Here is a 23,133-nt window from a genome sequence, read left to right on the forward strand (position 1 = left end):
TACTAATTAATTACGATGATTAGTGAGATGATTAGTGAGATGATTAGTTACTAGTGTGATTGTTTAGTTCGATCAGAGCCGAATGGGCTACTTCTAGGCTTAGGCGGACTTGTTGGATAGAAGACAAAGAGTGCCACTGTTCAGATTTAACTGAAGGGCTGACATTCATGGAGTCTGAGCTACTGCGCATGGCGTAAGCCCACGGACGAGCTAAAACCAATAGATCGTCTTCTGTCCAGTTTTGTAACAATGGCTTGACACAAAGCACAAGTTGCTCTGCTAAGGACAAGTTCTTGTCAACAACCTCTTGGGCTCTAGAAGCGATCGCTTCTAGCCATTCGGTAGGCATGCAAGAAGCACATCCGTTAGCTAAAGCTGCCTTCAACGAGTCAATGGTGGATTCGATGGTGGATTCGATGGTGGATTCGATGGTGGATTCGAGCGGTAATTCCCAACACTGATTTAGTCGCTCAAAAAAGGCAACAGAAGCCTGAGCAATTTCCTGATGATCTTGGATTTCGTCGAGGGAAAAACCTCCTTCTAGCTCAGCAAAATAAGCTTCTGCTTCTGGATGAGTTGGATCCCAAGGATAAAACTCCTCTTCTGGCTGTAATAGTAATTCTAGTAGTTCTTCTTGGATTTGAACCGAAGTATCCTCAAAATCTGATTGTTGATGTTCTTGATATTGAATAGCTTGGCTGTTCATAATGCCCCTCCTGTTTGGGTTAGTAGATGAAACCTGACATAAAATAGCTACATCAATTTTTGAGGAAGTTCCGCAACAGCTGAAAAAATAATCTGAACTTCTCAGCGCGTGTTTAATTGCCATGGCAACAGCACTTTCCAACTAAACTTATGTGTGATATTAGTTAGCTATTTAGAGAAGACTTTAGGTAGACAGCCACTAGTTGCCATTTGACTCTAACCAGTATCCTTGTGAAACTTCCATTGGTAACAGCATAGTTAACAGCATAAGCTGCACTTTATCCTCGGCAGGAGGATAGTCCGACTCAAGATTCTGGGGAGTCAATAATAAACTCAAAGATCTGACCACGAGGACCACCAAACTTAAGCTGAATACCAGACCTTAGCTTAACTTCCTGATGATGAACAGTTTTCCAACCATTATCGATTAATATTCTCGTCCCATTACGAGAAAAATCCCTCAAGAAGTAAGTTGGATCCGAGCCTTGGTCAGTGAAAGCATCACGGCAGATAATTTCAGCATGTTGCTTACTAACACAAACTTCGGGAATCACCAAATCGTTGTGAGATTGTAGGCGTCCCACTCGCATCAATCCACCTCGAATCGGCCAGACATGATCGGTTTTTCCAATTGAACGCAAAGATGCCGTTGGGGGCGGACTTTCAACCCAGCTTGAGGTGATGGTGGGCAGTTCTGTAATTCCTTCTCCCACCGGTTGGATTAACTCCCCTTCAAACTGAGGATGCATATAAAGGATAGGCAAGGTCCAGGCTGGTTGGTTAAACTTGTAAAGGGTCAACAGGTGCTGTCTCGCTACAGCTACAGCATGGTCTATGGGCATCCGCTCCGCCAAGGCTTGGGCGAATGCTTTAATAAAACTCACGGCTTCTTGGTCAGCAATGGAGTCCCGCATCCCCAAAACTGCTGGAACACCGTGGTGAATGAGCACCTCAGCTAAACTACTACGGGGAATGGTTTGGGAATTCACTTGGTCAGGTTTGGCACTCCAACAGGCATTGAATACAGCTAAGGCAACCTGGGTGCGGACCAGAACCTGAGCCAATTCCGTACCACTAATTTTCGCATCCGAGCGTAAAAATAGCAAACCTCCGTCTGGTGCGCTTTCACCATGACCAGCATAGAATAGGATGTTATAGGCACCGGTTTCCAGTGCTTTAATCAGTTCAGCTGGTGTCGGTTGTATGAGTTTTGAGACGTTGCAGGTAACTGGTGGAACCGATTGGTTCCTAGAAGTTTGAGCGGCTCTACCAGCTTGAAGGGCATTTACCAAGGTAGCCGCTTCTTTTTCGAGATCCAAATTGGTAGTCGAACCATTTAATTTTTGAACCTTCTCTCCTAGAACTAACAAAATATTGAGAGCCTGGTGGGAGCGCAGGGGTTCGAGGGCGTCTACATCACTAGTTGTGCGGCTAAACAGGATTTGCTGAGAAAGGGAAATTGCCTGTTTACCCGCCATGGGTTGCATAATTTCCCAGGGGAGGGGAATGAAATCTGGAGCGCGGACTTCCAAGCGCAGGCGAAGGGGTTTATTTTGTCCCAAGGCAATGCCTTGACTTCGTTCGAGGGCATTGCGAATTGAGCCTTGAAACAGCCACTGCCAGAGGTCAATGCCCAAACCTTGCATCAAACGACCACTGTAGCTAATCTCCGGACCTTTAGCACCGTTTTGATTCTCTGAGGGCAAAGTGGTGGGATACTGGTTGTGATGACCACTAATCGGCACATGGTTTGAAAATGGGGAAAACATTTCCTGCCAAGCCAGCCAGGACTGAGTCATGTATTCAGACCAAGTAGAATCATGATGAACCATTCCCCCTGGGTAAGGAGCTTTCAGCACCCAGATAGCCAAGTTTTCTCTGCCAGCGGCAGATAGACGAGCGATCGCTAAACTGAGGCAAGGATTTTCGATACCAGACATTAAAGGTTCATCATTATAGGGAATATACCGATGTTTTGATCACTCTATCGAGTCTTGGGTGGTATTGGCGCTATCAATAATGAGGCATTGGTCATTAGTAGGACATCATTAGTTTCCAGTTCTTAGTTGAGGAGTTGAGTGGTTAGTCAGAAAGCTTTGGTGAGCATTAACTTAAAAGCGATAAGCTAATCACTACTTTCTGGAGACTTAGGGAGATTGAGTAGGTCTAGGGGAACTAGACGGAGGCGTCTTTTTCTGACATTGACTCGTTTGGGAAGAGGTTGGTGTAAAATTACGATCCATCATAGGTAAAATATCCTTTTCTCTTATCCACCCTTCCTGTCCCTGTGACACCAAGGTAGCAGAGGGTTTAGTCTGCTTAGAGTTTAACGGTACTGAGGATGAGCCAACTTTGGGAGGGCTAGCCATTTGATCCGATGGAATATCCGATGGAATATCAGTTTTGTTGGTTCCAGGTGAGCAAACTCTTAATCTAATCCACCAAGTCTCTTCCTGAGGATACCTTTTTCTGGCAATCACCTGCAAAACACTACCAGCAGTAAATCTCCCAAGGATTGATTGCTTTTCAGGTTTAACCAAAAGTTGTACAGGACCCACTGTTCTAATAATATCTTGGTTTTTAATTAAGGCAGCTGGCTTAGGGTCGGTCCCGGAGTCAGGGGTTTGTTCTGGAGGAGCTTTAGTTACTGGAATCTGTGTAGGGGTTTTAGAACGGGTTATTTGTTGCCCCTTACCGAGACTAAAAACCCCACTCAGGAAGCGATTTATCTGTCCACTCGCCTTTGGACTCAACACTGGACTCAACAGATAAACGACTACCCCCCCTAACACCAACAGCACGAATATGCCCAACAAAAGTCTCCCAGTCTTCTCAGGAAAGGTTGAAGCTGAATAATTAGGATTTTGGTCACCAGAGGCGTCCCCCTCTTCCATGAGGTTAAGTGTGAGCAACGCTGTTTTTTGTTCATCAGTAGAAGCGGGTTGCTGATCACTCTTAACGTTTAACATTAGAGTCTTGTTGGTCTCGAGAGTGGGAAGGGATTCTATCCGTGGCGGTGATAGTTGGATTGGCAAGGAAGGCTGGCTTGGTGTGACTTGACAGTAAATCAACGCCACCGTGACATTGTCGTGCCCGTTTTTGGTATTAGCAAGCTCAATGATTCGTTCTGCTGCTTTCTTCAAATCAATTTGACCGTCGAGAATAGGCAGTATTTCAGTTTCCCAGTACTGCTCGACTCGGTCATTGTCACTAAGACCATCAGAACACAGCAGAAACAAACAATCTTCATCCAACACCAAGCGCTGTACAGTCGGGTGCAGTGTGGTTGATGAACCCATCCCTAAAGCTTGCACTAGCGCACCAGATGTTGGTTGTTGTAGAGCATGTCGGTAAAGGGTATATCCAAGCCGCACTTCTCGAGACGCTAAATCATCATCTAGAGTAACTTGGTGACAACCATGGCGACTCACCCAATAGATTCTGCTATCCCCGACATGGGTAATGTATATTTCATGGGCATGGGTTCTAGCCATGACCAAGGTTGTTCCCATACGCTGCCGATCAAATCGGTTCTCATGATCATTGCGTTGGCTAATGGAGTCATTGGCAGCACAGACAGCTTTTTCCAATTCCAGGGTTAGAGTGGTTGGGTGCCACACCTTCAGTTTAGCTGGCAGTTGTTTGAGCTGTTGTCGGAGAGTGTCAATCGCCAGTTGGGAGGCAATTTCACCACCTGCTTGTCCACCAATGCCATCGCAAACCATTGCCAAAGCTTCCTTACCTCTTGAAGAGCTAATTAGCTTACCACTAGGAGGGTAGCAAGCGTCTTCATTGTGGCTACGACCGGGACCGGTATCGGTACGAGTGAGAGTCTTATAGGTTCTCGATTGCCATGACCGGCATTCAAACAACCCTTTCGCCAGTAATGCTAACAGCTGCTCTGATGTCTGTATCTGTCCTTTTGTAAGCTGGGAACAGAGTTGTTGGCAAAACTCACTAATAACAGGGGAAGCCCCCTCAAGCAGTTGTGACCACAGCTGACCCAGCTGTTTTAAGGTTGGTGCTGGCGTTTGATCAGGCTGCAATTCCAACAACCTTAGCAAGGCTCCTTCCACCCGCACCAGGTCTGATTTCAGTAAGCTAGACGCTACCCCTTCTCGGCTCAAAGGTTGCCACAGTGAAGCCCATTGCTGCAGCCAGTTGAGTTGGCGTACTGGTGAGGCATCTTTCCAGACGCTAGTGAGTTCTGGTGACAGTTGTCCTTGAGTATTAATGTTCCCTGTTGCCTGAATTGGTACTCCTTCGAGTAACCAAATCTCTTTGTTATGCCTTGGCTGAGGTGTTAGCAGACCATACACTTGAGGCAGGTGTAATCCATAGGAAACCAGTCTCAAGTATGGGGTTATGGTTTGAGGAATCTCTAGTGGGGTCTCTGGCGGTACCGCTGGTTGAGTATCTAAAAGAACACGAGAATGAATCAGGAGGTAGCGCTTAGCAATAACTTCTCCCGGTTGAGCGGCTTTTATGCCTGACCCAATAGCCCACAAGTATCGTCTGAGCAGCGGCGTGCGACATTTTTGGCAGAACTTGTTGGTCTGGGGATTGGGAGCCTGACATTGATGGTTTGGGCAGTGGAGCGTTGCCGCCGGATTGTCCATGAAACTCTTTGCTGCTAAAGATAGCCTGATGGAACCGGGTTAACATTAGCACAGCTTTCTTTGAAGGAGTTATGTGCCAACAAAGGAAGTGCCAAAATCAGCCCATTGATTACAGATTGTAGCGCTTGACTTAAGGGCTGGTTAATGATTTACGTCAATAGTGAATGAATTCCCCTGAAACATTCTAGGCAGCAATGATTACCCTATGGTCTATGGGGAAGGTAACCATTAAGTTTTATGTATTAATTTTATGTATTAATCATTGCGCAATATTGACCGGTTCCCCTCACTCATAGCACTAATCTTGATTAGCTCAGGCCAGATCAGCAAAAAGTACGTCCACCAAAGCAGAATTGGCATAGCAACGAGTAGTGTTATCCAGAGGGTTTTGAAAACTACCCAGATACTCAAGATGATGCCCCCTCCGGTCAATAGGATTGACCAGGGTTGGCACCACCAAGGCTTATAACTCCAAGGATTAAATTTTTTTTCTGTAGACAAGATTAGTCTTTTAAGCTACCACGACTTACTTCTTTGCACTAAGCAAGGGATTGATTAAAAGCATGAGAACGTCAATTGACACTCCCCGCCCTGGAAGGACGGGGATTCTTGCTTGGCCTTTGGCCACGCTACGCGAACAACGAGGTGACTTGTTTAACCAGGCCGGAGCCAGGAAAAATAGAGGTCTCCTCGACCCAAGCGTATTTAGTCTATGACCTAGGTTTCGGTGTGCCGGAGACGAAACCTGATCAGAGGGTCGCCTTAATAAAAAAGTTTTAACCAAAGGTGCGCTTTCCGTCGGCGAATTAAATTCGCCACGGGTCGCACCTCTTTTATGCATAGCCTGTAACCCTTAAAGGCGACCCTCTGATTACGGTAACTTCTAACCCCACCGTACCTAAATTATTTAATAAATTTAGACAAACAATGTTTTTTAATCTTGATTTTCATAGACTTCCAAATCGCTAGATTTGATTATGCAACATGATTATCTCAAAACAGGTTTTTTACATTGTCTACTTATTTTAAGATTATGTTTATCTAAAGTACTAATCGTTTTTTTTATTATGTTTTTATTTATCTTAACGTGCTAGACGAAAACTGTCAAGGCATATCTAAAAAAAGCCGTCCGTTGAAGTTACCGTAAGATAGTGGAGCCTTTATAGTCGGCAGGTTATGCGTAAAAGGTAACGGTCTTTTGTAATAAGGCTCCACTATCTAAGGTTTCGTCTCCTATAAGGACGGGGCTTTAAACCCAATTTTTTTGGTAAACCAGCTACAGTTTGGCCGGGGATGAAGGCAGACAGGCGCTTGAGTTATTCGCTCCCGTCGTGACTTGGTTTGAAAGTAGCTTGTCAGCCTATCTCCTACTGCCTAATTCTCAGGTTCTACTTGGGGCAATCCCATACTGTAATTAATCACTCGGCTTTCCGTATTGTAGCTAATTTGTCCATTTTGCAAAAGCGATCGCACAAGGTGTTCTAGGTCAGAACCGATACGACGGAGGTTGTATTCGGTTAAATCAAATCCGCTGTAGGATTCAACCAACTCATCGAACTTCCGGTAAACCTGCTGTAGAGCGTCTTCATTCCAATTGAATTCGTTATCGGGGTCAATGTCTAAGGTGAGAACGTTATCACTCCCGACTAGTTCGTTGTTTTTTACCTCTGCTGTATAGATTCGGACATGACGAGTGGTTGACTTTAACAGCATCTATAAACCTCCTGCTCACAGCCTTTATTTTTTCATCTTTTCAGGCAGTAGTCAATGCTCACCATGTCAATTCCCTGCAAACCAATCAAAGATTTGCGGTGCGACCTGAAGGCGCGACCCAAGGCCGGGTTCCCCGGCCTTGGGTCGCGCACTACCATGGGAATTTAATTCGACGACTGTAAGCGCACCGGGAGAGTTGATCGAGTATGGTTTTCCGGGACTGGTAGGGGGAATAAAAAAAACTGTGTACCTCATGATTCTGATAATTACTATATCCACCTGGGTTTTAGCAGTGGTCTCCACGGGGCAAGAAAAATTAACAATACATGCACTAATGGAAGATCCTGGTACTCTAAAGGGAAAAACTATATTAAGTAAAGTCAAACACACTAATCCAATGTCATAGCTAAAAAAAATGTCTGGTACCATGGAAGATATTGCTAGACAAGCCCACCAGGGTAGCGTGGTGGCAATTATTCAAACACTGAATGAACGATTAGCCGATTTTGGGGTGAGAACTAGAGCCATTCTGGCTGATGGCGTATTGCAAGTTTTGTGTGAAGCAGCAAAACCGGAACAGCTGGAACAATCGATTCTAGTCAGTCAAATCCAGGAAATTCTGGAAGAAATTTCACCGCGTAACATTCGTCGTGTCAGGATCAACAGCCGCATCGTGCGAGAGGAACAATTACTCTGGTTAGAAGAAATTAGCCGTGACCCAGACAATCAGCTGTTGTGGTACGAAGACATAACCCTTACTAGGCCAAATTTCTTCAAGCAACTGGCTCAAACCTTCAACAATCGCCAAAACCTACCGAGCCAGCAACTGGCTCTAACACCAGGATTTTCCCGTCAACTGAGCCAAAAAAAACTACCGAGTCAGCAACTGGTCTTACCGCCAGCTTCTTACAGTCAACTACGTAAAAAAGGTCGATTGCGGCAAGGTGTTGTGATTGGGTTAGGTTTGGGTTTATTCCTGATCCTAGTAGGTTGGTTACTGAATGATTGGTTTGGGAGGGAAATCGAATCCCTAAACCCAACTCAAGCCGACCATTCGGCAAAAGACCCAGCCAATTCTTCTTCATCGGGATCTTCTAGTAATCCAGACCCCCCCTTTACTCGGGACCCCTTTACTGAAGCAATGCGCCTAGCTCAAGAAGCAGCGGCAGCAGGTGAAAGTGTCGAAACCTCAGCTCAATGGTTAGATGTGGCAGCTAAGTGGGAACGGGCATCAAATCTAATGGAGACGGTAAAACCTGATGACCAACGCTACCAGATAGCTCGTTATCGGGTTATACTGTATCGAAAAAACAGTGAGGAAGCTCAAAAACAAGCTAGAAAGAAGCGCTCCTAGTAGTGTTGAATTGAAGTTTTAAATCAGTTTTGTTTAAAAAACGGTATAAAAAGGTGCTCAAGGTGTTTAAGGTGTTCAAAGTGAATCTATTTCAATCCCAGGGGAGATATCTGGAGTTTCTCAATTCTCTCCTGGGTTTCCAGGTACTACTAGTCTACCCAACTCAGAGGCACGCGCCTTTTGGGATTTTTACGCTCTGTGCCTTAGGTCGAAACTCCAACAAGCCCTCATCCAATCTACCGATCAGAATTAATTGGGTAGACGAATTTCGAGCAGTAACCATTGTTGATATCGTGGTGCGCGCCCGTTCGCGCCCCGCGTCGGCTTTGCCGATAGGCGCGCCTCCTAGGCCGGGTTCCCCGGCCTAGGAGGCGCGCACCTAAAGCGAATTTAATTACGGGTCAAGCTCACCGGGGACGAGTTTAACTCAACTGTGACGATTACATGATGCAAGTTGTGCCACCGACCCACAGCTTCTCCTCTAACCAGCAGTGATGATTGAACGGGTGTGTAGGTCGGTTGTCGTAAAAAACTCCAATCTCTTGATCAAAAGCACTCTGATGCCGGGAACACTAATCCTAGCGAGATTACTGTTTTAACAGTTGCTCTAGTCAAGACCAGTATTCACAAGTTGTGCAACTAGCATAATGGATGCAGAAAGCGCGATTTTTGCCCCAAGAGTAAATTCCATCAAGTCCCGTCTCTCAGGTACATTTGAACCAACCTTTAGCCAGGAACATCAGGGTTCACTCATGCCTTACCCGACAGAGTTAGCTCAGATCGGGCAACAAATTGCTAAGACTATACTAAATACCTCAGAAACGCAAACTCTGTTGGCCATGCTGGCCAAGGCTATAGGAGAGAGTTTTCAGGTGGATAGCTGTTTAATTGGGGGGCTGGCTAACCCTAGCACTACACCCCAACTAGCCTGGTGGCGTGCTGATCAACACCTCGACCCAGAACACCGATACTACAAAAATCCAGTGCAACTGCTGGAACTCTTAACCACAGAGGATGACTTAGGCAGTGACTCAGTACTGGCAATTTCAGATTGGCAAAAATCCGATGCTTGGTCTAACTTAGATTTGGGTGAAGAAGTGCTATCTGCCAGGGCAATACTGAAGACCTCCACAAAGTTTCAGTCTGTAGTCAACGGGGTAATTGTTTTAGGAAAAGCCCAGCCTTACCAATGGACAAAGACAGAGCAAGAACAGTTAATTGTTGTATCCCAATGGGTATCAGTAGCAATTTCTCAAGTTCAGCTAACCCACCAAGTGAAGGCGGCTACTCGAGACCAAACTCTGCTCAACCAATTGAGTCAAGTGATGCATAGCTCTCTCAATCTCCTGGAGATTTTCCAGATAGCTACCACGGCTGTTGCTGAAGCACTTCAGGTGTCACGGGCACTACTGCTACTCTTAGATGAAACGAATCCCCTTGGTTGCACTGTACCAGGACAGCATTCACCAAAACATGATCTGACAGTCGTTTGTGAATGGTTACAGGAAACCTCTACTACTGATCTATTTTCAAAAGGCGACGCACTGTTAAATAAATCCTTCCCAGTTTCTGAGTGTTCTTGGTACCAACAGGCTCTCAAGCAAGCCCCTGAACCGATAGTCATTACCCATAGACCAGATCACCCGATTGGTAAAGCTGACCACCAGAGCATCTCACTCCTAGATCAGGTCCTATTGCCAGGGTTACTGATCTGTCCTCTGGTTGGGGCAGATAATCATGGCTTGCTATCCGTTAAGGTTTTGGGGTTCTTGGTCTTGCAAAATAGTCAACCTCGCCCTTGGCTAGAAAATCAAATCAACTTGGTCAAGTGGGTCAGTACACAAGTTAGTAGCACTATTATCCAAAATCAGACTCTCCAGCAAGTACAATCCCTTGTTGAAGAACGCACGGCTCAGTTACAACATAGTCTGAAAGTTCAGGCAGAGTTATACGAAAGAACTCGCCAGCAAATGGGTCAGTTAAAAGAATTAAATCGGCTCAAAGACGAATTTCTCAGTAGCATGAATCATGAGTTGCGGACACCTTTGACTGCCATGAGTCTAGCGATTCGGATGTTACGTCAACCCAAACTTGATCTTGAGCGTCGTGCCAAATATCTAGAAATCCTTGAGCAACAGTGTAATCAAGAAATTGAGCTAATTAACGACCTGTTGAGTCTACAGCAGCTGGAATCTGACCAGTCCCAACTGCAGCTGCAAAGAATTGACCTGATGCCGATGATTAAGCACTTGGCTAAATCCTTTGAGTACAAATGGGCGCAGAAAGGCTTAACCTTAACAATCAATAGTTCACTACCATCGCTCTTGATCAACACCGACGCTGAGAGCCTTAACCGTATCTTGCTGGAACTTTTAACCAATGCTGGCAAGTATTCTCACCCAAATACTACAGTGGTGATCGAGGTAACTGAGCAAATCCAGCAATCGGTGAAGCAGATTGTGATGAGTTTGAGCAATATTGGTCAGGGCATCTCTCCAGAAGACCTCAGACATATTTTTGATAAATTCCATCGCGGTCAGGGGATGACCCAAAGAGCAGTTCAGGGTACTGGTTTGGGTCTAGCGCTAGTAAAATGCTTAGTGCAGCATCTCAATGGCACAGTAGATGTCTCCACTGGCCCGTCTGACACTCCTCGCACCTCTCGGGTATCTTTCACAATTACTCTGCCCCAGGTTCAATCTTTTATGTAAAACTTAGTCATTAGTAAGTAAGAAGGCAAAACTAATCACTAATGACTAATAGCTCGGAAGACTAACTGGGAAGAATAGGTATTAAAGTGGATATGATCTGATTTATACTCCCGGATTGAATAGGAGTAACTATGAATAGCTGAGTATGCTCACAACTGATGCGCCCAAGCCACCACGTTGGCAACAACCTAACTATTCTCCCCTGGCTCGCCAGATCGATATTTTTACTGCGGCAGCGCAGTTTATGGTTTATTTATGGTGGGACAAGGTATCGGCTAATAATTCCCCCAAGCAAAGAAATCGTCGAGCCCAGTGGTTAGTTAGAAAGCTCTTAGACTTAGGTCCAACGTTCATCAAGATTGGGCAGGCACTATCCACACGCCCTGATTTACTTAGCTTAGAATATGTGAATGCCTTGGCGCAATTACAAGATCGGATCCCAGAATTTAGTGTAACCGATGCTATAACTCTAATTGAATCAGAACTGGGTCACGACATTCATGGTTTGTATCGGGATTTTGAGCATTTTCCTCTAGCCGCTGCGAGTTTGGGACAAGTTCATAAAGCCCGATTGCACACCGGGGAAGATGTAGTCGTTAAGGTTCAGCGTCCTGGCTTAGAAAAGCTATTTAACCTAGATTTTGAGATTATCCATCGATTGATTCGTTTTGTCAATCGATTTGTTCCGGGAACCAGAAAATATGATTTGGATTCCATCACCCATGAGTTTTTTAACCTGCTCTATCAAGAAATTGACTACATCCATGAAGGGAAGAATGCTGAGAGTTTTCGTCAAAATTTCAGCAATTATGCTCGTATTAGTGTCCCGAAAGTCTACTGGCGATATACAACTAAAAAAGTTTTGACTATGGAGTATATGCCGGGGATTAAAATTGATGACCGTCAGAGCCTGGAATCCCTAGGCATAAATCCTAAAGAAATTATTCAGCTGGGAATTTGTTGCTACCTCAAGCAGTTATTACAAGATGGCTTTTTTCAGTCTGACCCTCATCCTGGAAATATGGCAGTCTCTGCAGAGGGCAGTCTGATTTTCTATGACTTTGGCACAATGCTGGAGGTCAAGTCCATGACTAAAGACCAAATGCTCCAGACTTTTTTTGCTGTACTGCGTAAGGACACTGATCAGGTCGTTAATAGTTTAACTTACATGGGGTTAATTGAACCCATGTCAGATCTCAAGCCAGTCAAGCGATTAGTTGCTTTCCTACTGGAAAAATTTACCGAAAAGCCCATAGAATTACAAGCTTTTGAGGAAATCAGTAGCGAACTTTACTTAATGTTTGAGCAGCAACCTTTTCGCCTACCAGCACAACTGACATTTATATTAAAGTCACTAACAACTCTTGATGGGATCGCTCGTTCCCTAGATCCCCAGTATAATTTGTTAGCTGCTACAGAGCCTTTTGTTAAAAGCCTGGCTGTTTTTCAAGGGCGGGGGAATATAGTGGGGGAACTAGCTAAACAAGCTAGGGATTTTGTGAAATATAACTTACGTAAGGCTAGCGCTACCGAACTAGCAATTCGACGCTTAGAAGAGCGGCTCGAGCTGGGAGAGTTACAATTGCGGGTGCGTTCTGTAGAAAGCGATCGCACTCTCAAGCAGATCACCCTTGCTCTAAAAAGCCTAATTTATGCTTGTTTAACTGGATTTACTCTGGTAGCCGGTACTATTTTCCTATCAGGTCCTTATAGTGGATGGGCGATAGCCGCCTTTGCCTTTTCCGCATTCTGGTTTTTGATTTTGCTGCGTTCTCTGATTAACTTAGCCATTAGAGAAAGACTGGATAGGTTAGCCCAAAGGTAGGCAATCTTATATTTATTAGATCGCCTACCCTAAGCTGTTGTATTTTTTATGTTGTATTTTATTTTTTATATACCCCCAAGGGAATTCGAATCCCTGTCGCCTCCGTGAAAGGGAGGTGTCCTAGGCCTCTAGACGATGGGGGCTTATTGATTTCACTTTTATAATAATAGTGGATATTTTGGTTTGTGTCAAGTGTTTGATCAGGAAATTTTTTTCCACTCCCCTTACTTGATACTATTTCGCAACTGTTCTAGGCGCTGCTGAGCCTTGGCATCCAAGGAATTGACTAAAAAACGACCACGAGAGGATTTCTGTGGTCGGTATTTGCGGCGGGTTCGACGAGCTGTGAATTCAACATCGCTGAGCAACTGCTGGCAAGACATGCATTGAGCACCATACCCGACAACAGTCAATTGCTGTGCCCGATCTGAGGTAGCGACGATCAGACGTTTAGTTGGTTGAACAAGGTTGGTTCTATAGGAGGCGCAAAATTTTTCGATGTAAGTGTCTGCTGTCTCCCCGAAATCGGTGTAGTAAACGGATAAATTATTAGTTATCACCTCACGACTGTTAGGGGTATTGAGTGAGTGAGCATCAAAGACAATCTCAGTGTCATAGCCAACAAAGGCACTGTAATTGGCTAGGGTCTCAATTAACTCTTGGCGAGAACTCAGCAGACCATCACGATCACGGGTATTTTTCAGGAAAGACCAAGAGCCAATGACGTTATAGCCATCAACTAGTAAAATAGCCAGCGGTGAAGAACAAGACATTTTCCATGGGATTATACTATTTACAGTCCCTATGGACTGCTCATATTGGCCAGAATAAATTTAACATTTCTTTATATTAGTATAAATTGCACTTGAGAAAAAGGCAAAAGGATTGAGCAAAAATAACACTCAACCTTTAACTATTAAAACATATCATATTACAATAACAACAATAAGTGTTATTTATAACACTTATTGTTGTTAACAGTTAGCCGATTACAAATCCTACCACTTTCCGGAAACTTCCCGAGAATCAGTGATTAGGACTTACCAGTCTTTGCTTCAGGCGTTCCGGTTGACCTTGGTCAATGACCCGACCCTGGTCTAACAAAAATGCTCCATCACAATAATCCAACTCATCCAAACGGTGCGTAACCCAAATGGCTGTCAATCCTCTACTTTTGACTAAATTTCGCACTTGTGATACTAAATCCATCTGGGTATCTGGATCGAGTAGGGCAGTGGGTTCATCTAACAATAAAATCTCGCACTGTCTTGCGATCGCACCAGCGATCGCAATTCGCTGCTTCTGACCACCGCTGAGGGCATAGATCGGGCGTCGTTCTAGGTCTAGTAAATTGACCGCAGCTAGAGCTTCTTTTACCCGGGCTTGAACTTGAGCTAGGTCGAGCTTTTCTGCTACCAGTCCAAAGGCTACATCGGCACCTACGGTAGGCATCACTAGCTGATGATCAGGATTCTGGAAAACAAAACCTGCTGAACCCGCTAGGTAAATTTCACCGGATTGGGGGGACAATAAACCAGCCAGTAATCTAAGTAAGGTTGATTTACCACTGCCATTGGTTCCTAAGAGCATCCAAAACTCCCCCTTAGGGACTTCCAGGGAGCAAGATTGCAAAACTGTCCCCCCTTTAGGCCAGTTGAAGCCAACCTCTCTTACTTGAATTGCTGGTTGAGTCATTATATATCTTGCTGTTCCATGAATTTATTCAGCCATGGCAAAGAAGCCGGGAGTACGTCCTGAGCCTGTGGCTCCAGATTTTTGAGAAATCATTGCTGCACTGATCTGATCGCTGAGAACGCCAATTTTCTTCTCTGGCTGGTGATCGCAGCTGAGTTCTAACAACTGAGGATGCCCAGAGAGCATGGCTGTCAAAATTTCCTGGTAGGTCGCTTGCGCCTCTTCTTCTGACTTACGTTGCACAGACAGTGGCATGGGTGTATTCCTTAGAATCAAGTCAATGGTGAACATGGAGTATCAAGCCGTAGCGCGTTCTATAAATGTACTTCTTTTTCTTATCTTAGACCCCAGCCCAAACCGGGGTAAGAGCGGTATCTTGGGTGCAGTTATTACCTAATTTTTTTTTAAGGGGGTAGCAAAATTAAGAATTATGACATATTATGATAGTTATATTAGACGAACTTTACTTTTCTTTACTTAGACGCCCTTTAGTAAGGTAGCAAAGTTGGCAAGAAAGTAAATCGGCTTACCGTACTTATATATATCTGGAGATCCTTGCTATGACAGTAGCAGTAGGACGCGCCCCCAGCACCAGAGGATGGTTTGACATCCTCGACGACTGGCTCAAGCGCGACCGCTTTGTATTCGTTGGCTGGTCAGGCATTCTGTTGTTCCCCTGTGCCTACATGGCTTTGGGGGGCTGGCTAACTGGTACCACCTTTGTTACTTCTTGGTACACCCACGGCTTAGCCTCTTCCTACCTCGAAGGCTGCAACTTCCTGACCGTAGCAGTATCCTCTCCTCCCAACAGCCTGGGACACTCCCTGCTGCTGTTGTGGGGACCAGAAGCTCAAGGAGACTTGACCCGCTGGTTCCAACTAGGAGGGTTGTGGAGCTTCGTGGCATTCCACGGAGCGTTTGGTCTAATTGGCTTCATGCTGCGGCAATTTGAAATTGCTCGTCTAGTAGGCATTAGACCCTACAACGCGATCGCATTCAGTGCGCCGATTGCAGTATTTGTCAGCGTGTTCCTGATGTACCCGTTGGGACAGTCCAGCTGGTTCTTTGCACCTAGCTTCGGAGTAGCGGGTATTTTCCGTTTCATCCTGTTCCTGCAAGGCTTCCACAACTGGACACTGAATCCCTTCCATATGATGGGCGTAGCTGGAGTACTCGGTGGTGCTCTGCTGTGTGCCATTCATGGGGCAACGGTAGAAAATACCCTGTTCCAGGATGGGGACAAAGCCAACACCTTCCGGGCGTTCAACCCGACCCAAGCGGAAGAGACCTACTCAATGGTCACCGCCAACCGCTTCTGGTCTCAAATCTTCGGAATTGCTTTCTCTAACAAGCGCTGGTTACACTTCTTCATGTTGTTTGTGCCAGTAACTGGCTTGTGGATGAGTGCAGTGGGAATTGTAGGTTTAGCATTGAACCTACGAGCCTATGACTTCGTGTCCCAGGAAATCCGGGCAGCAGAAGATCCAGAGTTTGAAACCTTCTACACTAAGAACATCTTGCTGAACGAGGGTCTGCGGGCTTGGATGGCTCCAGCAGATCAACCTCACCAAAACTTTGAGTTCCCTGAGGAAGTACTGCCTCGCGGTAACGCTCTGTAACACTCCAAGGCTGATCCCGAATTAAGGTTAGCGCTTGGATTTGCTCAAAGCCCCACCTGGAGGTGGGGCTTTGAGCAGTTCTAGAAACAGAAAACTGGAACGTTCTGAGCAATCTTCGCTGAACTTATAATTATGCTAGTTTCCAGAGGTTGCCATTTGAGGGATACTCTGTTATTGTAAGAAAAGGTAATAATCCTGGAAAGGTACAAAAAACCGCTTAGGGATTAAAGGAGGTGATGCCCATGGAAGATAGTAGTAAACTCATGGGTCATCTGGTTGGAGTTAGCCGGCTGTGCGCCGGGGCTGTTCTCTAGGAGTTAGCTGGATTCTCTACGGAGAATCTATATGACTGCTTAGGCAGGGCTACCTAAGAGTTCCTCTCGGCAGCCTGGTTTCAATCAGAAGACCCGCTAGACCGCTCTCACACCAGGTGTTATGGATTAACCAAAACACTAGCCGTGAGAGCGGATAGTCTTTTTTTGGGATTGTTGAAGGAGTGGATCTAACCATCATGGCTCAACTACTCAGCGATGCAGAAATTCAAGCCAAGGCGAGTCAGCTAGAAGACTGGAGTGTGGAAGGGAAAACCCTGCGTAGTAAAAAGACATTCAAGGGTTTTGTAGAAGCGATCGCTTTTGTGAATAAACTTGTTGAACCATCTGAAGTTGCAGGACACCATCCTGACCTAGAGATTTCTTACAATAAGGTAACGATTACTCTAACCACTCATGATAGTGGTGGCTTAACCTCAAAAGATTTTGACCTAGCGCAAGTTATTTCAGAGCTGGGTTAATATCCTTTCAATAACTCTAAATAAGTGACAATTGCTTTAGCAATAGACCCGCAGCTAGCGCAGAAGTTCATTCACAGGCATTGGCAAAAAAGTTTGTATAGCACTTTGTCGATAAAGGCTATAGTATAAGAATTGTTCCTCTAATAAATTGTTCCTGTAATAGGTTAATAGGTTTCATCGCAATAGCGCTGATTCTTATCTAAACCGCGAGAATCCCCGTACTTTACCGTATAGAGTAAGTGTAGGGATGGAGCGCGGGGCAAGGGTCGGAACAGAGCTTTCCAATGCGATGTACTAGGGATAGTAGGGAAAAACAAATTAAGAGCTAACCGCCACCTACGCGCCTGAACCTTGACAACCAACGAATATGGGGTGACCTTCAGAAAAAACTTGATAGTTTGAGTTATCTGTGGATGGGTAAAATTCCATAGGTGCGCTTTCCGTCGGCGAATTAAATTCGCCACGGGTCGCACCTGCAGTACAAAGAAAATAGAACTTTTTTGTATTGTTCCGGCGCGGAGGGGCATCCCGTGTCGTTAATAAAGCTTACCGAGTAACCTAAGCAGTAGCTGGTGTTGGTAAGAAGCCCGTGCTGTCGCGTGCTTGTCAGCGTCGGGAGTATGTCACCATCCTCCGTGATTGATCCGGGGGAGAGTTCAATAATTGTAAAGGTGTGAGGATTAAGAGAAGATGTCTAAACTACTGTTGAAGTCCCTACTGATAAGTCCTGCTGTAGTGGGTGCTGCTCTCGCCTTTGGTACCAATGAGGTACAGGCAGCCAACAAGGCCAACTCCTTAACAGTTGAGAATCAAGTTACTACGGAAGCTGCCCCACTTCAAGCTGTCCCAGTAAAGACAATGGCGATCGCGGCGGCCCCCACTGCTCCAGAAGTAAAGGATACCCCAGTTTTTTCCAGGTCGATGGGCTCCACCTTGGGTGAGGGAACATCATTAACTTTAAAGGCCGATACCCTAGTTCCTAAGGTAGACGTACCGGAGGCAGAAACAAAAATAGCCCAAGCCGTCCCCTCAGCCTCAGATAACAGCCAGCTGTTAAATCAAATTCAACGCTACGGTAAAGAAGGCAGTAACAGCCAAGATCAGGTAACTAGTGTTTCCCAACTGCGGGATGTTTCTCCTGGAGACTGGGCTTATGAAGCTCTGCGTAGTCTGGTAGAGCGCTACGGTTGTATCGCTGGTTACCCAAACCGCACCTTCCGTGGCAACCGTGCTACCACCCGTTACGAATTTGCGGCTGGCTTGAACGCTTGTTTGAACCAGATTGAGCGTTTAATTGCTGCTAGTACTGCTGACTTTATTACCCGTGAAGACTTAGAAACGCTGCAACGGCTGATTCAAGAGTTTGAGGCAGAACTGGCTACCCTCGGAGCACGGGTCGATAACCTCGAAGGTCGAGTCGCATTCCTAGAGGATCACCAATTCTCCACTACTACGAAACTGGAAGGGGAAGTCATATTCGCCCTGACCAATAACTTTGGTGATTTTGGGGAAGATGACAATAACCAAGTTGTCTTTGGTGACAGGGTTCGTTTAGTTCTCGACACCAGCTTCACTGGTCAAGACAGTTTAGTAACTCGTCTGAGTGCTGGTAACCTGAATGCCTTCACAGCGGGGGGTGAGATTACCCCAGAACTCACCCAGACCTTTAACACTGAGATTGATGGTACTGGTGACGGGAACGATATAGGAGTTGACTGGTTAGCCTATTACGGTGACATTCCTATTGGTCCGTTTGGTCAAGTATCAACTTACATTGCTGCCTTTGGTGGTCGGCATGATGATTACGTTCCTACACTCAATCCCTATTTCCAAGACTTCGATGGTGGTAGTGGCTCTCTATCCACATTTTCTCAACAAAACCCCATCTATCGGATTGGTGGTGGTGCTGGTTTAGGGGTTAGCTTCCAACTCGGTTTACTAGAGAGCGTGATTGGACCAAGTACTGTCACACTGGGTTACCTAGCTGGCAATGCGTCAGATCCTGATGAAGGTTCAGGTCTGTTCAATGGTGATTATTCTGCCTTGGGTCAGTTGAACTTCAACGTCAACGACCGCATTGGTGTGGGCTTTACTTACGTCCATGGTTTCCATAAAGAGAACAGTGCCATATTCAGCAAAGGCGCTGGAGAAGATGGTATAGTAGGTACTCGTGCTGCCAACTTAAATCAAGAAGCACTTCTTGCTAGTCGTATAGCTGATTCAGCTGACAAGGTAACCAACTCCTACGGAGCAGAATTAGCGTTTCGCCTCACCGACAAGATTTCCTTTAGTGGATTTTTCAACTACACCGATGTGATTGTGATTGGTGAAGGAGATGGTGAAATTTGGAGTTACGGCGGTGGTTTAGCCTTCCCCGATTTTGGGAAAGAAGGTAGTGTGTTAGGTTTCTTTGGTGGTGCAGTCCCCTATTCGGATTTGAATGAGATTGATACCCCCATTCACATAGAAGGCTTCTACAAGTATCAGCTATCCGATAATATCTCTATCACTCCTGGTGTGATCTGGGTGATTAATCCAGAGCAGAGTGACGGTAATGATGATGCTGTGATTGGTACCATCAGAACCACATTCACCTTCTAAAGACCCTGGCTAATTGCCCAAGGACTATTGAGAATTAGTTAGGTTTCCCTGCCCCTAGGCGGGGATTTTTGTTTGAAGGGGTGGGAGTGTCAAAAAATACTAGGATGGATGATGGATAACAACTAATAACTCAGAATTTCCAACAGTTATGCGAATTGCTCCAAATATTACCGAACTGGTTGGTCGGACACCTCTAGTACAATTAAACCGTATTCCTCAAGCAGAAGGCTGTGTCGCTAGAATTGTAGCCAAGCTAGAGGGCATGAATCCATCTTCGTCTGTTAAAGACCGGATTGGTGTTAGCATGATCAACACAGCGGAGCAGAATGAGTGGATTACCCCCGGCAAAACTATTTTGGTGGAACCGACCTCGGGAAACACAGGTATTGCTCTAGCAATGGCAGCGGCAGCCAAGGGTTACCAACTGATCCTAACCATGCCAGAGACAATGAGCATCGAGCGACGGGCTATGTTGCGAGCTTATGGTGCTCAGTTGGAACTGACACCAGGTAGTGAAGGCATGGGTGGCTGTATTAGGCGAGCTCAGGAAATTGTAGAAACCACATCCAATGCCTATATGCTGCAACAGTTTCGTAATCCAGCTAACCCCAAAATTCACTATTGTACCACCGCTGAAGAAATTTGGGACGATACGGAAGGACAGGTGGATTTCCTGGTGGCTGGAGTTGGTACGGGTGGTACAATTACTGGTGTTGCTGAAGCGATCAAAAAACGCAAGCCCAGTTTTAAAGCGATCGCAGTTGAACCAGCTGGTAGTTCTGTACTTTCTGGAGGGTCTCCAGGACCTCACAAAATTCAGGGTATCGGTGCGGGTTTTATTCCAGAAGTACTCAAGGTTGAACTTCTTGACGAGGTGATTACAGTTACGGATGATGATGCGATCGCATACGGTCGTCGTTTAGCCCGTGAAGAAGGAATTCTTTCCGGCATTTCCACTGGAGCCATACTATCAGCGGCTATTGAAGTTGGCAAACGTCCAGAAAATGAGGGATGCCTGATTGTCATGATTCAACCGAGTTTTGGGGAACGGTACCTAAGCACCCCCCTCTTCCAAGAGCCAACCGCCACCACTGATTAGTGTTATGGGGCAAGGCGCTTCGGTTCAGTAGTTATCCTAAAACCTCTGGAAATCGATGGAAATATAAGGATTGAGCTTAGTTGCTACCTCAATTATACTATCGCTGCCGGTTTCAGTAGGTTTAGTGTAGCCCATGTCAGACTCGAATCACTACCAAACTTTGGATGTTCATCCCCACGCTACGACCCTAGAAATTAAACAAGCCTACCGACGGCTAGCCAAGCGCTTTCATCCAGATAGCAACAGCCCCACCGCTGATCCGGAAAAAATTATCCAAGTTAATGCTGCCTATGAGGTACTCAGTAACCCTGAGCGACGGCGTTCCTATGACCAAAAGAGGAATTACTTTCAGGATTCATTAGAGCCTCAGAATCGACAACAGCGAACAGCTCATGCCCAAAGACATTACCAGCATCATCGGCAAAAGGGAAAAAAGACTGATGCCCAGCTAGGGGAATGGTTGCAGCAAATTTATCAACCTGTAAACCACCGGATTAGTCATATCCTTGAGCCTCTAGAGGCTCAACTTGATGAACTCTCCGCTGACCCGTTTGATGATGAACTCATGGCAGAGTTTGAAGCTTATCTGGAAGAGTGTGGTGATCATCTCCATCAAGCTCAGAGACTGTTTCAGTCTCAACCTAATCCTGCCACCGTTGCCAGTGCTGCTGCTAACCTCTACTACTGTCTTAATCAGTTAGGAGATGGGATAGAAGAATTAAAGCTGTTTACCCTTAACTACGACGACTACCACCTACACACAGGTCAAGAACTGTTCAGAATAGCTTCCCATCTGCTCTGGGAAGCTAAAGACACAGTTAAAGATTTTTGCTAATGGGTAACCAATATTATTTTTTTAGCTTACCAACGACCACTAATCCAAATTAGTTTATCCTGAAAATAAGTCTAGTTTACCTAACTTGACATGGAATGCGTCATTAAGCGCCGTGCTGAGTTTTCAGCCAGCCACCGATACTGGTTACCAGAACTGAGTGAAGCTGAGAACCTTCAGCGGTTTGGTTTGGGGAGCAGATTTCCTGGACACGGACACAACTACGTTCTGTTCGTTTCCCTGACCGCTCAGTTGGATAAGTATGGCATGGTGAAAAACTTGTCTAAAGTCAAAACGGTGATCCAACGAGAGGTCACCAGCCAACTTGACTACGCTTATCTCAATGAGGTTTGGTCAGAATTTCAGCAAACCTTACCTACTACCGAAAACATAGCACGAGTAATTTGGCAACGCTTGGTTACCTATCTACCACTACTGAAGATTCAGCTATTTGAACATCCAAAACTCTGGGCTGACTATCAAGGAAACGGTATGGAAGTATATCTGACTATCAGTAACCACTTTAGCGCTGCTCACCGACTAGCTCATCCTGACCTCAGTGACGAGGAAAACTACCAGATTTACGGTAAGTGTGCTCGTCCCAACGGACATGGACATAACTATCACATAGAAGTGACAGTTAAGGGTGAAATGGATCCGCGCACTGGCATGATTGTTGATCTAGGCTCCTTGCAGCAAGTCATGGATGAGTATGTCCTGGAAGCTTTTGACCATACTTTCCTCAATAAAGACATTCCATACTTTGCCCGGGTTGTTCCTACTGCCGAAAATATTGCTATCTATATTTGTCAGTTATTGCAACAACCAATTCAAGAATTGGATGTCCAACTTCATAAGGTGAAATTGAGTGAAAGTCCCAATAACTCCTGCGAAGTCTATTGCACACCAGAGACTACCAAGTCAGCAGCAACATCATCTACAGAAACTCTGCTGACTGTGATGTAGTTGAACAGATTTAGTTGAACAGATTTAGTTCTCTAGGTTTAGACATATCGTTGTGTTGATGGTTGGCTGTTAACCGTTGACAGTTCACTGCCGTGATCAATCCTAGTCTTGAGATCTCCACAGGTTCAAAGTGCTGGGATTATGCGGTTATACCACCGCCAACAGGGTAACCTGCTGGCCGATGAGCCTGTCAGCAGATTCCTAGATCGGGCAGGCTCGTTTCTGTTGCACTGATCATGAACAGCGATTTTAGCTGGCAAGGGTAGTATGCCCTAAGCCCATTAGCCCTAGGCTGAATGCTGACCTAGGGATTTTTATTTGCTGAGATTAAATCATCCATAAGTTAGAGTTAGTATATCATTTGTTATGATATATGTAAAGTTGCCGGAACCAGCATTGATGCGGTTATCATGGTAGTAAAGTACCCGCACTAGTACTGTTAGGTCGAGCTGCACTAAATCTAAAAGCCTTTATGTTAGAGTCGATGCCCGGTATTATCCGGGGCACCTCTCCTTCGGAACCGTGCATGAGACTTTCATCTCACACGGCTCCTAGATATCCTCTCCTTTCGGAGTGCTCCAGTGTATCTGTTGGTGGCAGC

General features: G+C 45.5%; 20 protein-coding genes and 1 tRNA gene. 10 read left to right on the forward strand and 11 right to left on the reverse strand.

Features of this window, described 5'->3' with window-relative positions:
* Positions 1 to 43: 43 nt before the first annotated feature.
* The 4 genes from F6K63_RS30210 to F6K63_RS30225 all read right to left on the reverse strand — a co-directional run bounded on the left by F6K63_RS30210 (position 44) and on the right by F6K63_RS30225 (position 5,825).
* Positions 44 to 706, reverse strand: coding sequence for a hypothetical protein (locus F6K63_RS30210; protein WP_008184887.1), 663 nt, complete (start codon positions 704 to 706; stop codon positions 44 to 46).
* 304 nt (positions 707 to 1,010) lie between these two features.
* Positions 1,011 to 2,645, reverse strand: coding sequence for a CHAT domain-containing protein (locus F6K63_RS30215; protein WP_008184885.1), 1,635 nt, complete (start codon positions 2,643 to 2,645; stop codon positions 1,011 to 1,013).
* A 207-nt stretch (positions 2,646 to 2,852) separates the two neighbouring features.
* Entirely contained in the window at positions 2,853 to 5,324 is a 2,472-nt protein-coding gene (locus tag F6K63_RS30220) for a PP2C family protein-serine/threonine phosphatase (RefSeq protein WP_048815254.1), read from the reverse strand.
* Between the two features lie 255 nt (positions 5,325 to 5,579).
* Positions 5,580 to 5,825: a DUF6737 family protein gene (locus F6K63_RS30225; protein WP_008184881.1), complete on the reverse strand. Its 246-nt coding sequence runs from the start codon at positions 5,823 to 5,825 to the stop codon at positions 5,580 to 5,582.
* Positions 5,826 to 5,887: 62 nt separating this feature from the next.
* On the opposite strand from F6K63_RS30225, the gene F6K63_RS30230 reads away from it, so the two are divergent.
* Positions 5,888 to 6,040, forward strand: coding sequence for a hypothetical protein (locus F6K63_RS30230; RefSeq protein WP_154659805.1), 153 nt, complete (start codon positions 5,888 to 5,890; stop codon positions 6,038 to 6,040).
* Between the two features lie 658 nt (positions 6,041 to 6,698).
* Here the strand turns inward: F6K63_RS30230 and F6K63_RS30235 are convergent.
* A complete protein-coding gene (locus F6K63_RS30235; protein ID WP_071102827.1) occupies positions 6,699 to 7,037 on the reverse strand; it encodes an NAD(P)H-quinone oxidoreductase subunit M in 339 nt (112 codons plus the stop codon).
* A gap of 66 nt (positions 7,038 to 7,103) precedes the next feature.
* Entirely contained in the window at positions 7,104 to 7,292 is a 189-nt protein-coding gene (locus tag F6K63_RS30240; RefSeq protein WP_287314028.1) for a hypothetical protein, read from the reverse strand.
* Positions 7,293 to 7,452: 160 nt separating this feature from the next.
* Here F6K63_RS30240 and F6K63_RS30245 point away from each other — a divergent pair, with 160 nt between their 5' ends.
* The 3 genes from F6K63_RS30245 to F6K63_RS30255 all read left to right on the forward strand — a co-directional run bounded on the left by F6K63_RS30245 (position 7,453) and on the right by F6K63_RS30255 (position 12,927).
* Complete coding sequence (locus F6K63_RS30245) at positions 7,453 to 8,391, forward strand: hypothetical protein (RefSeq protein WP_287257103.1); 939 nt, start codon at positions 7,453 to 7,455, stop codon at positions 8,389 to 8,391.
* A 647-nt stretch (positions 8,392 to 9,038) separates the two neighbouring features.
* Positions 9,039 to 11,102, forward strand: coding sequence for a GAF domain-containing sensor histidine kinase (locus F6K63_RS30250; RefSeq protein WP_008188387.1), 2,064 nt, complete (start codon positions 9,039 to 9,041; stop codon positions 11,100 to 11,102).
* A gap of 145 nt (positions 11,103 to 11,247) precedes the next feature.
* On the forward strand, positions 11,248 to 12,927 hold the full coding sequence (locus tag F6K63_RS30255; RefSeq protein ID WP_287247537.1) for an ABC1 kinase family protein: 1,680 nt from the start codon (positions 11,248 to 11,250) through the stop codon (positions 12,925 to 12,927).
* A gap of 70 nt (positions 12,928 to 12,997) precedes the next feature.
* On the opposite strand, the gene F6K63_RS30260 is transcribed toward F6K63_RS30255, so the two are convergent.
* The 4 genes from F6K63_RS30260 to F6K63_RS30275 form a co-directional block, all read right to left on the reverse strand.
* A tRNA-Glu gene (locus F6K63_RS30260) sits at positions 12,998 to 13,070 on the reverse strand.
* Between the two features lie 81 nt (positions 13,071 to 13,151).
* Positions 13,152 to 13,700, reverse strand: a complete 549-nt coding sequence (locus F6K63_RS30265; RefSeq protein ID WP_008188389.1) for an NYN domain-containing protein — start codon at positions 13,698 to 13,700, stop codon at positions 13,152 to 13,154.
* Positions 13,701 to 13,953: 253 nt separating this feature from the next.
* The gene (locus tag F6K63_RS30270) at positions 13,954 to 14,622 is read right to left on the reverse strand and encodes an energy-coupling factor ABC transporter ATP-binding protein (protein WP_008177882.1); all 669 of its coding nucleotides are present in this window, start codon (positions 14,620 to 14,622) and stop codon (positions 13,954 to 13,956) included.
* A 24-nt stretch (positions 14,623 to 14,646) separates the two neighbouring features.
* Positions 14,647 to 14,913, reverse strand: a complete 267-nt coding sequence (locus F6K63_RS30275; RefSeq protein WP_287314029.1) for a UPF0367 protein family — start codon at positions 14,911 to 14,913, stop codon at positions 14,647 to 14,649.
* Positions 14,914 to 15,182: 269 nt separating this feature from the next.
* On the opposite strand from F6K63_RS30275, the gene psbD reads away from it, so the two are divergent.
* Together psbD and F6K63_RS30285 are read left to right on the forward strand one after the other, a co-directional pair.
* Positions 15,183 to 16,241: a photosystem II D2 protein (photosystem q(a) protein) gene (gene psbD, locus F6K63_RS30280; protein ID WP_008183309.1), complete on the forward strand. Its 1,059-nt coding sequence runs from the start codon at positions 15,183 to 15,185 to the stop codon at positions 16,239 to 16,241.
* Between the two features lie 511 nt (positions 16,242 to 16,752).
* Entirely contained in the window at positions 16,753 to 17,034 is a 282-nt protein-coding gene (locus F6K63_RS30285; protein ID WP_009149074.1) for a 4a-hydroxytetrahydrobiopterin dehydratase, read from the forward strand.
* A 164-nt stretch (positions 17,035 to 17,198) separates the two neighbouring features.
* Here the strand turns inward: F6K63_RS30285 and F6K63_RS30290 are convergent, their stop codons facing one another.
* Positions 17,199 to 17,498, reverse strand: coding sequence for a hypothetical protein (locus tag F6K63_RS30290; protein WP_131826892.1), 300 nt, complete (start codon positions 17,496 to 17,498; stop codon positions 17,199 to 17,201).
* A 226-nt stretch (positions 17,499 to 17,724) separates the two neighbouring features.
* Here F6K63_RS30290 and F6K63_RS30295 point away from each other — a divergent pair, with 226 nt between their 5' ends.
* The 4 genes from F6K63_RS30295 to F6K63_RS30310 all read left to right on the forward strand — a co-directional run bounded on the left by F6K63_RS30295 (position 17,725) and on the right by F6K63_RS30310 (position 22,532).
* Positions 17,725 to 19,635 (forward strand): iron uptake porin, encoded by a 1,911-nt coding sequence (locus F6K63_RS30295; RefSeq protein WP_009149075.1) that lies wholly within the window; start codon positions 17,725 to 17,727, stop codon positions 19,633 to 19,635.
* 148 nt (positions 19,636 to 19,783) lie between these two features.
* On the forward strand, positions 19,784 to 20,734 hold the full coding sequence (gene cysK, locus F6K63_RS30300) for a cysteine synthase A (RefSeq protein WP_009149078.1): 951 nt from the start codon (positions 19,784 to 19,786) through the stop codon (positions 20,732 to 20,734).
* Between the two features lie 133 nt (positions 20,735 to 20,867).
* Entirely contained in the window at positions 20,868 to 21,569 is a 702-nt protein-coding gene (locus F6K63_RS30305; RefSeq protein WP_009149080.1) for a J domain-containing protein, read from the forward strand.
* A gap of 90 nt (positions 21,570 to 21,659) precedes the next feature.
* On the forward strand, positions 21,660 to 22,532 hold the full coding sequence (locus F6K63_RS30310) for a 6-carboxytetrahydropterin synthase (protein WP_287265796.1): 873 nt from the start codon (positions 21,660 to 21,662) through the stop codon (positions 22,530 to 22,532).
* The last annotated feature ends 601 nt before the right edge of the window (positions 22,533 to 23,133 follow it).

Origin of the sequence: Moorena sp. SIO1G6 (assembly GCF_010672795.1) — a bacterium.
Taxonomy (GTDB): domain Bacteria; phylum Cyanobacteriota; class Cyanobacteriia; order Cyanobacteriales; family Coleofasciculaceae; genus Moorena; species Moorena producens.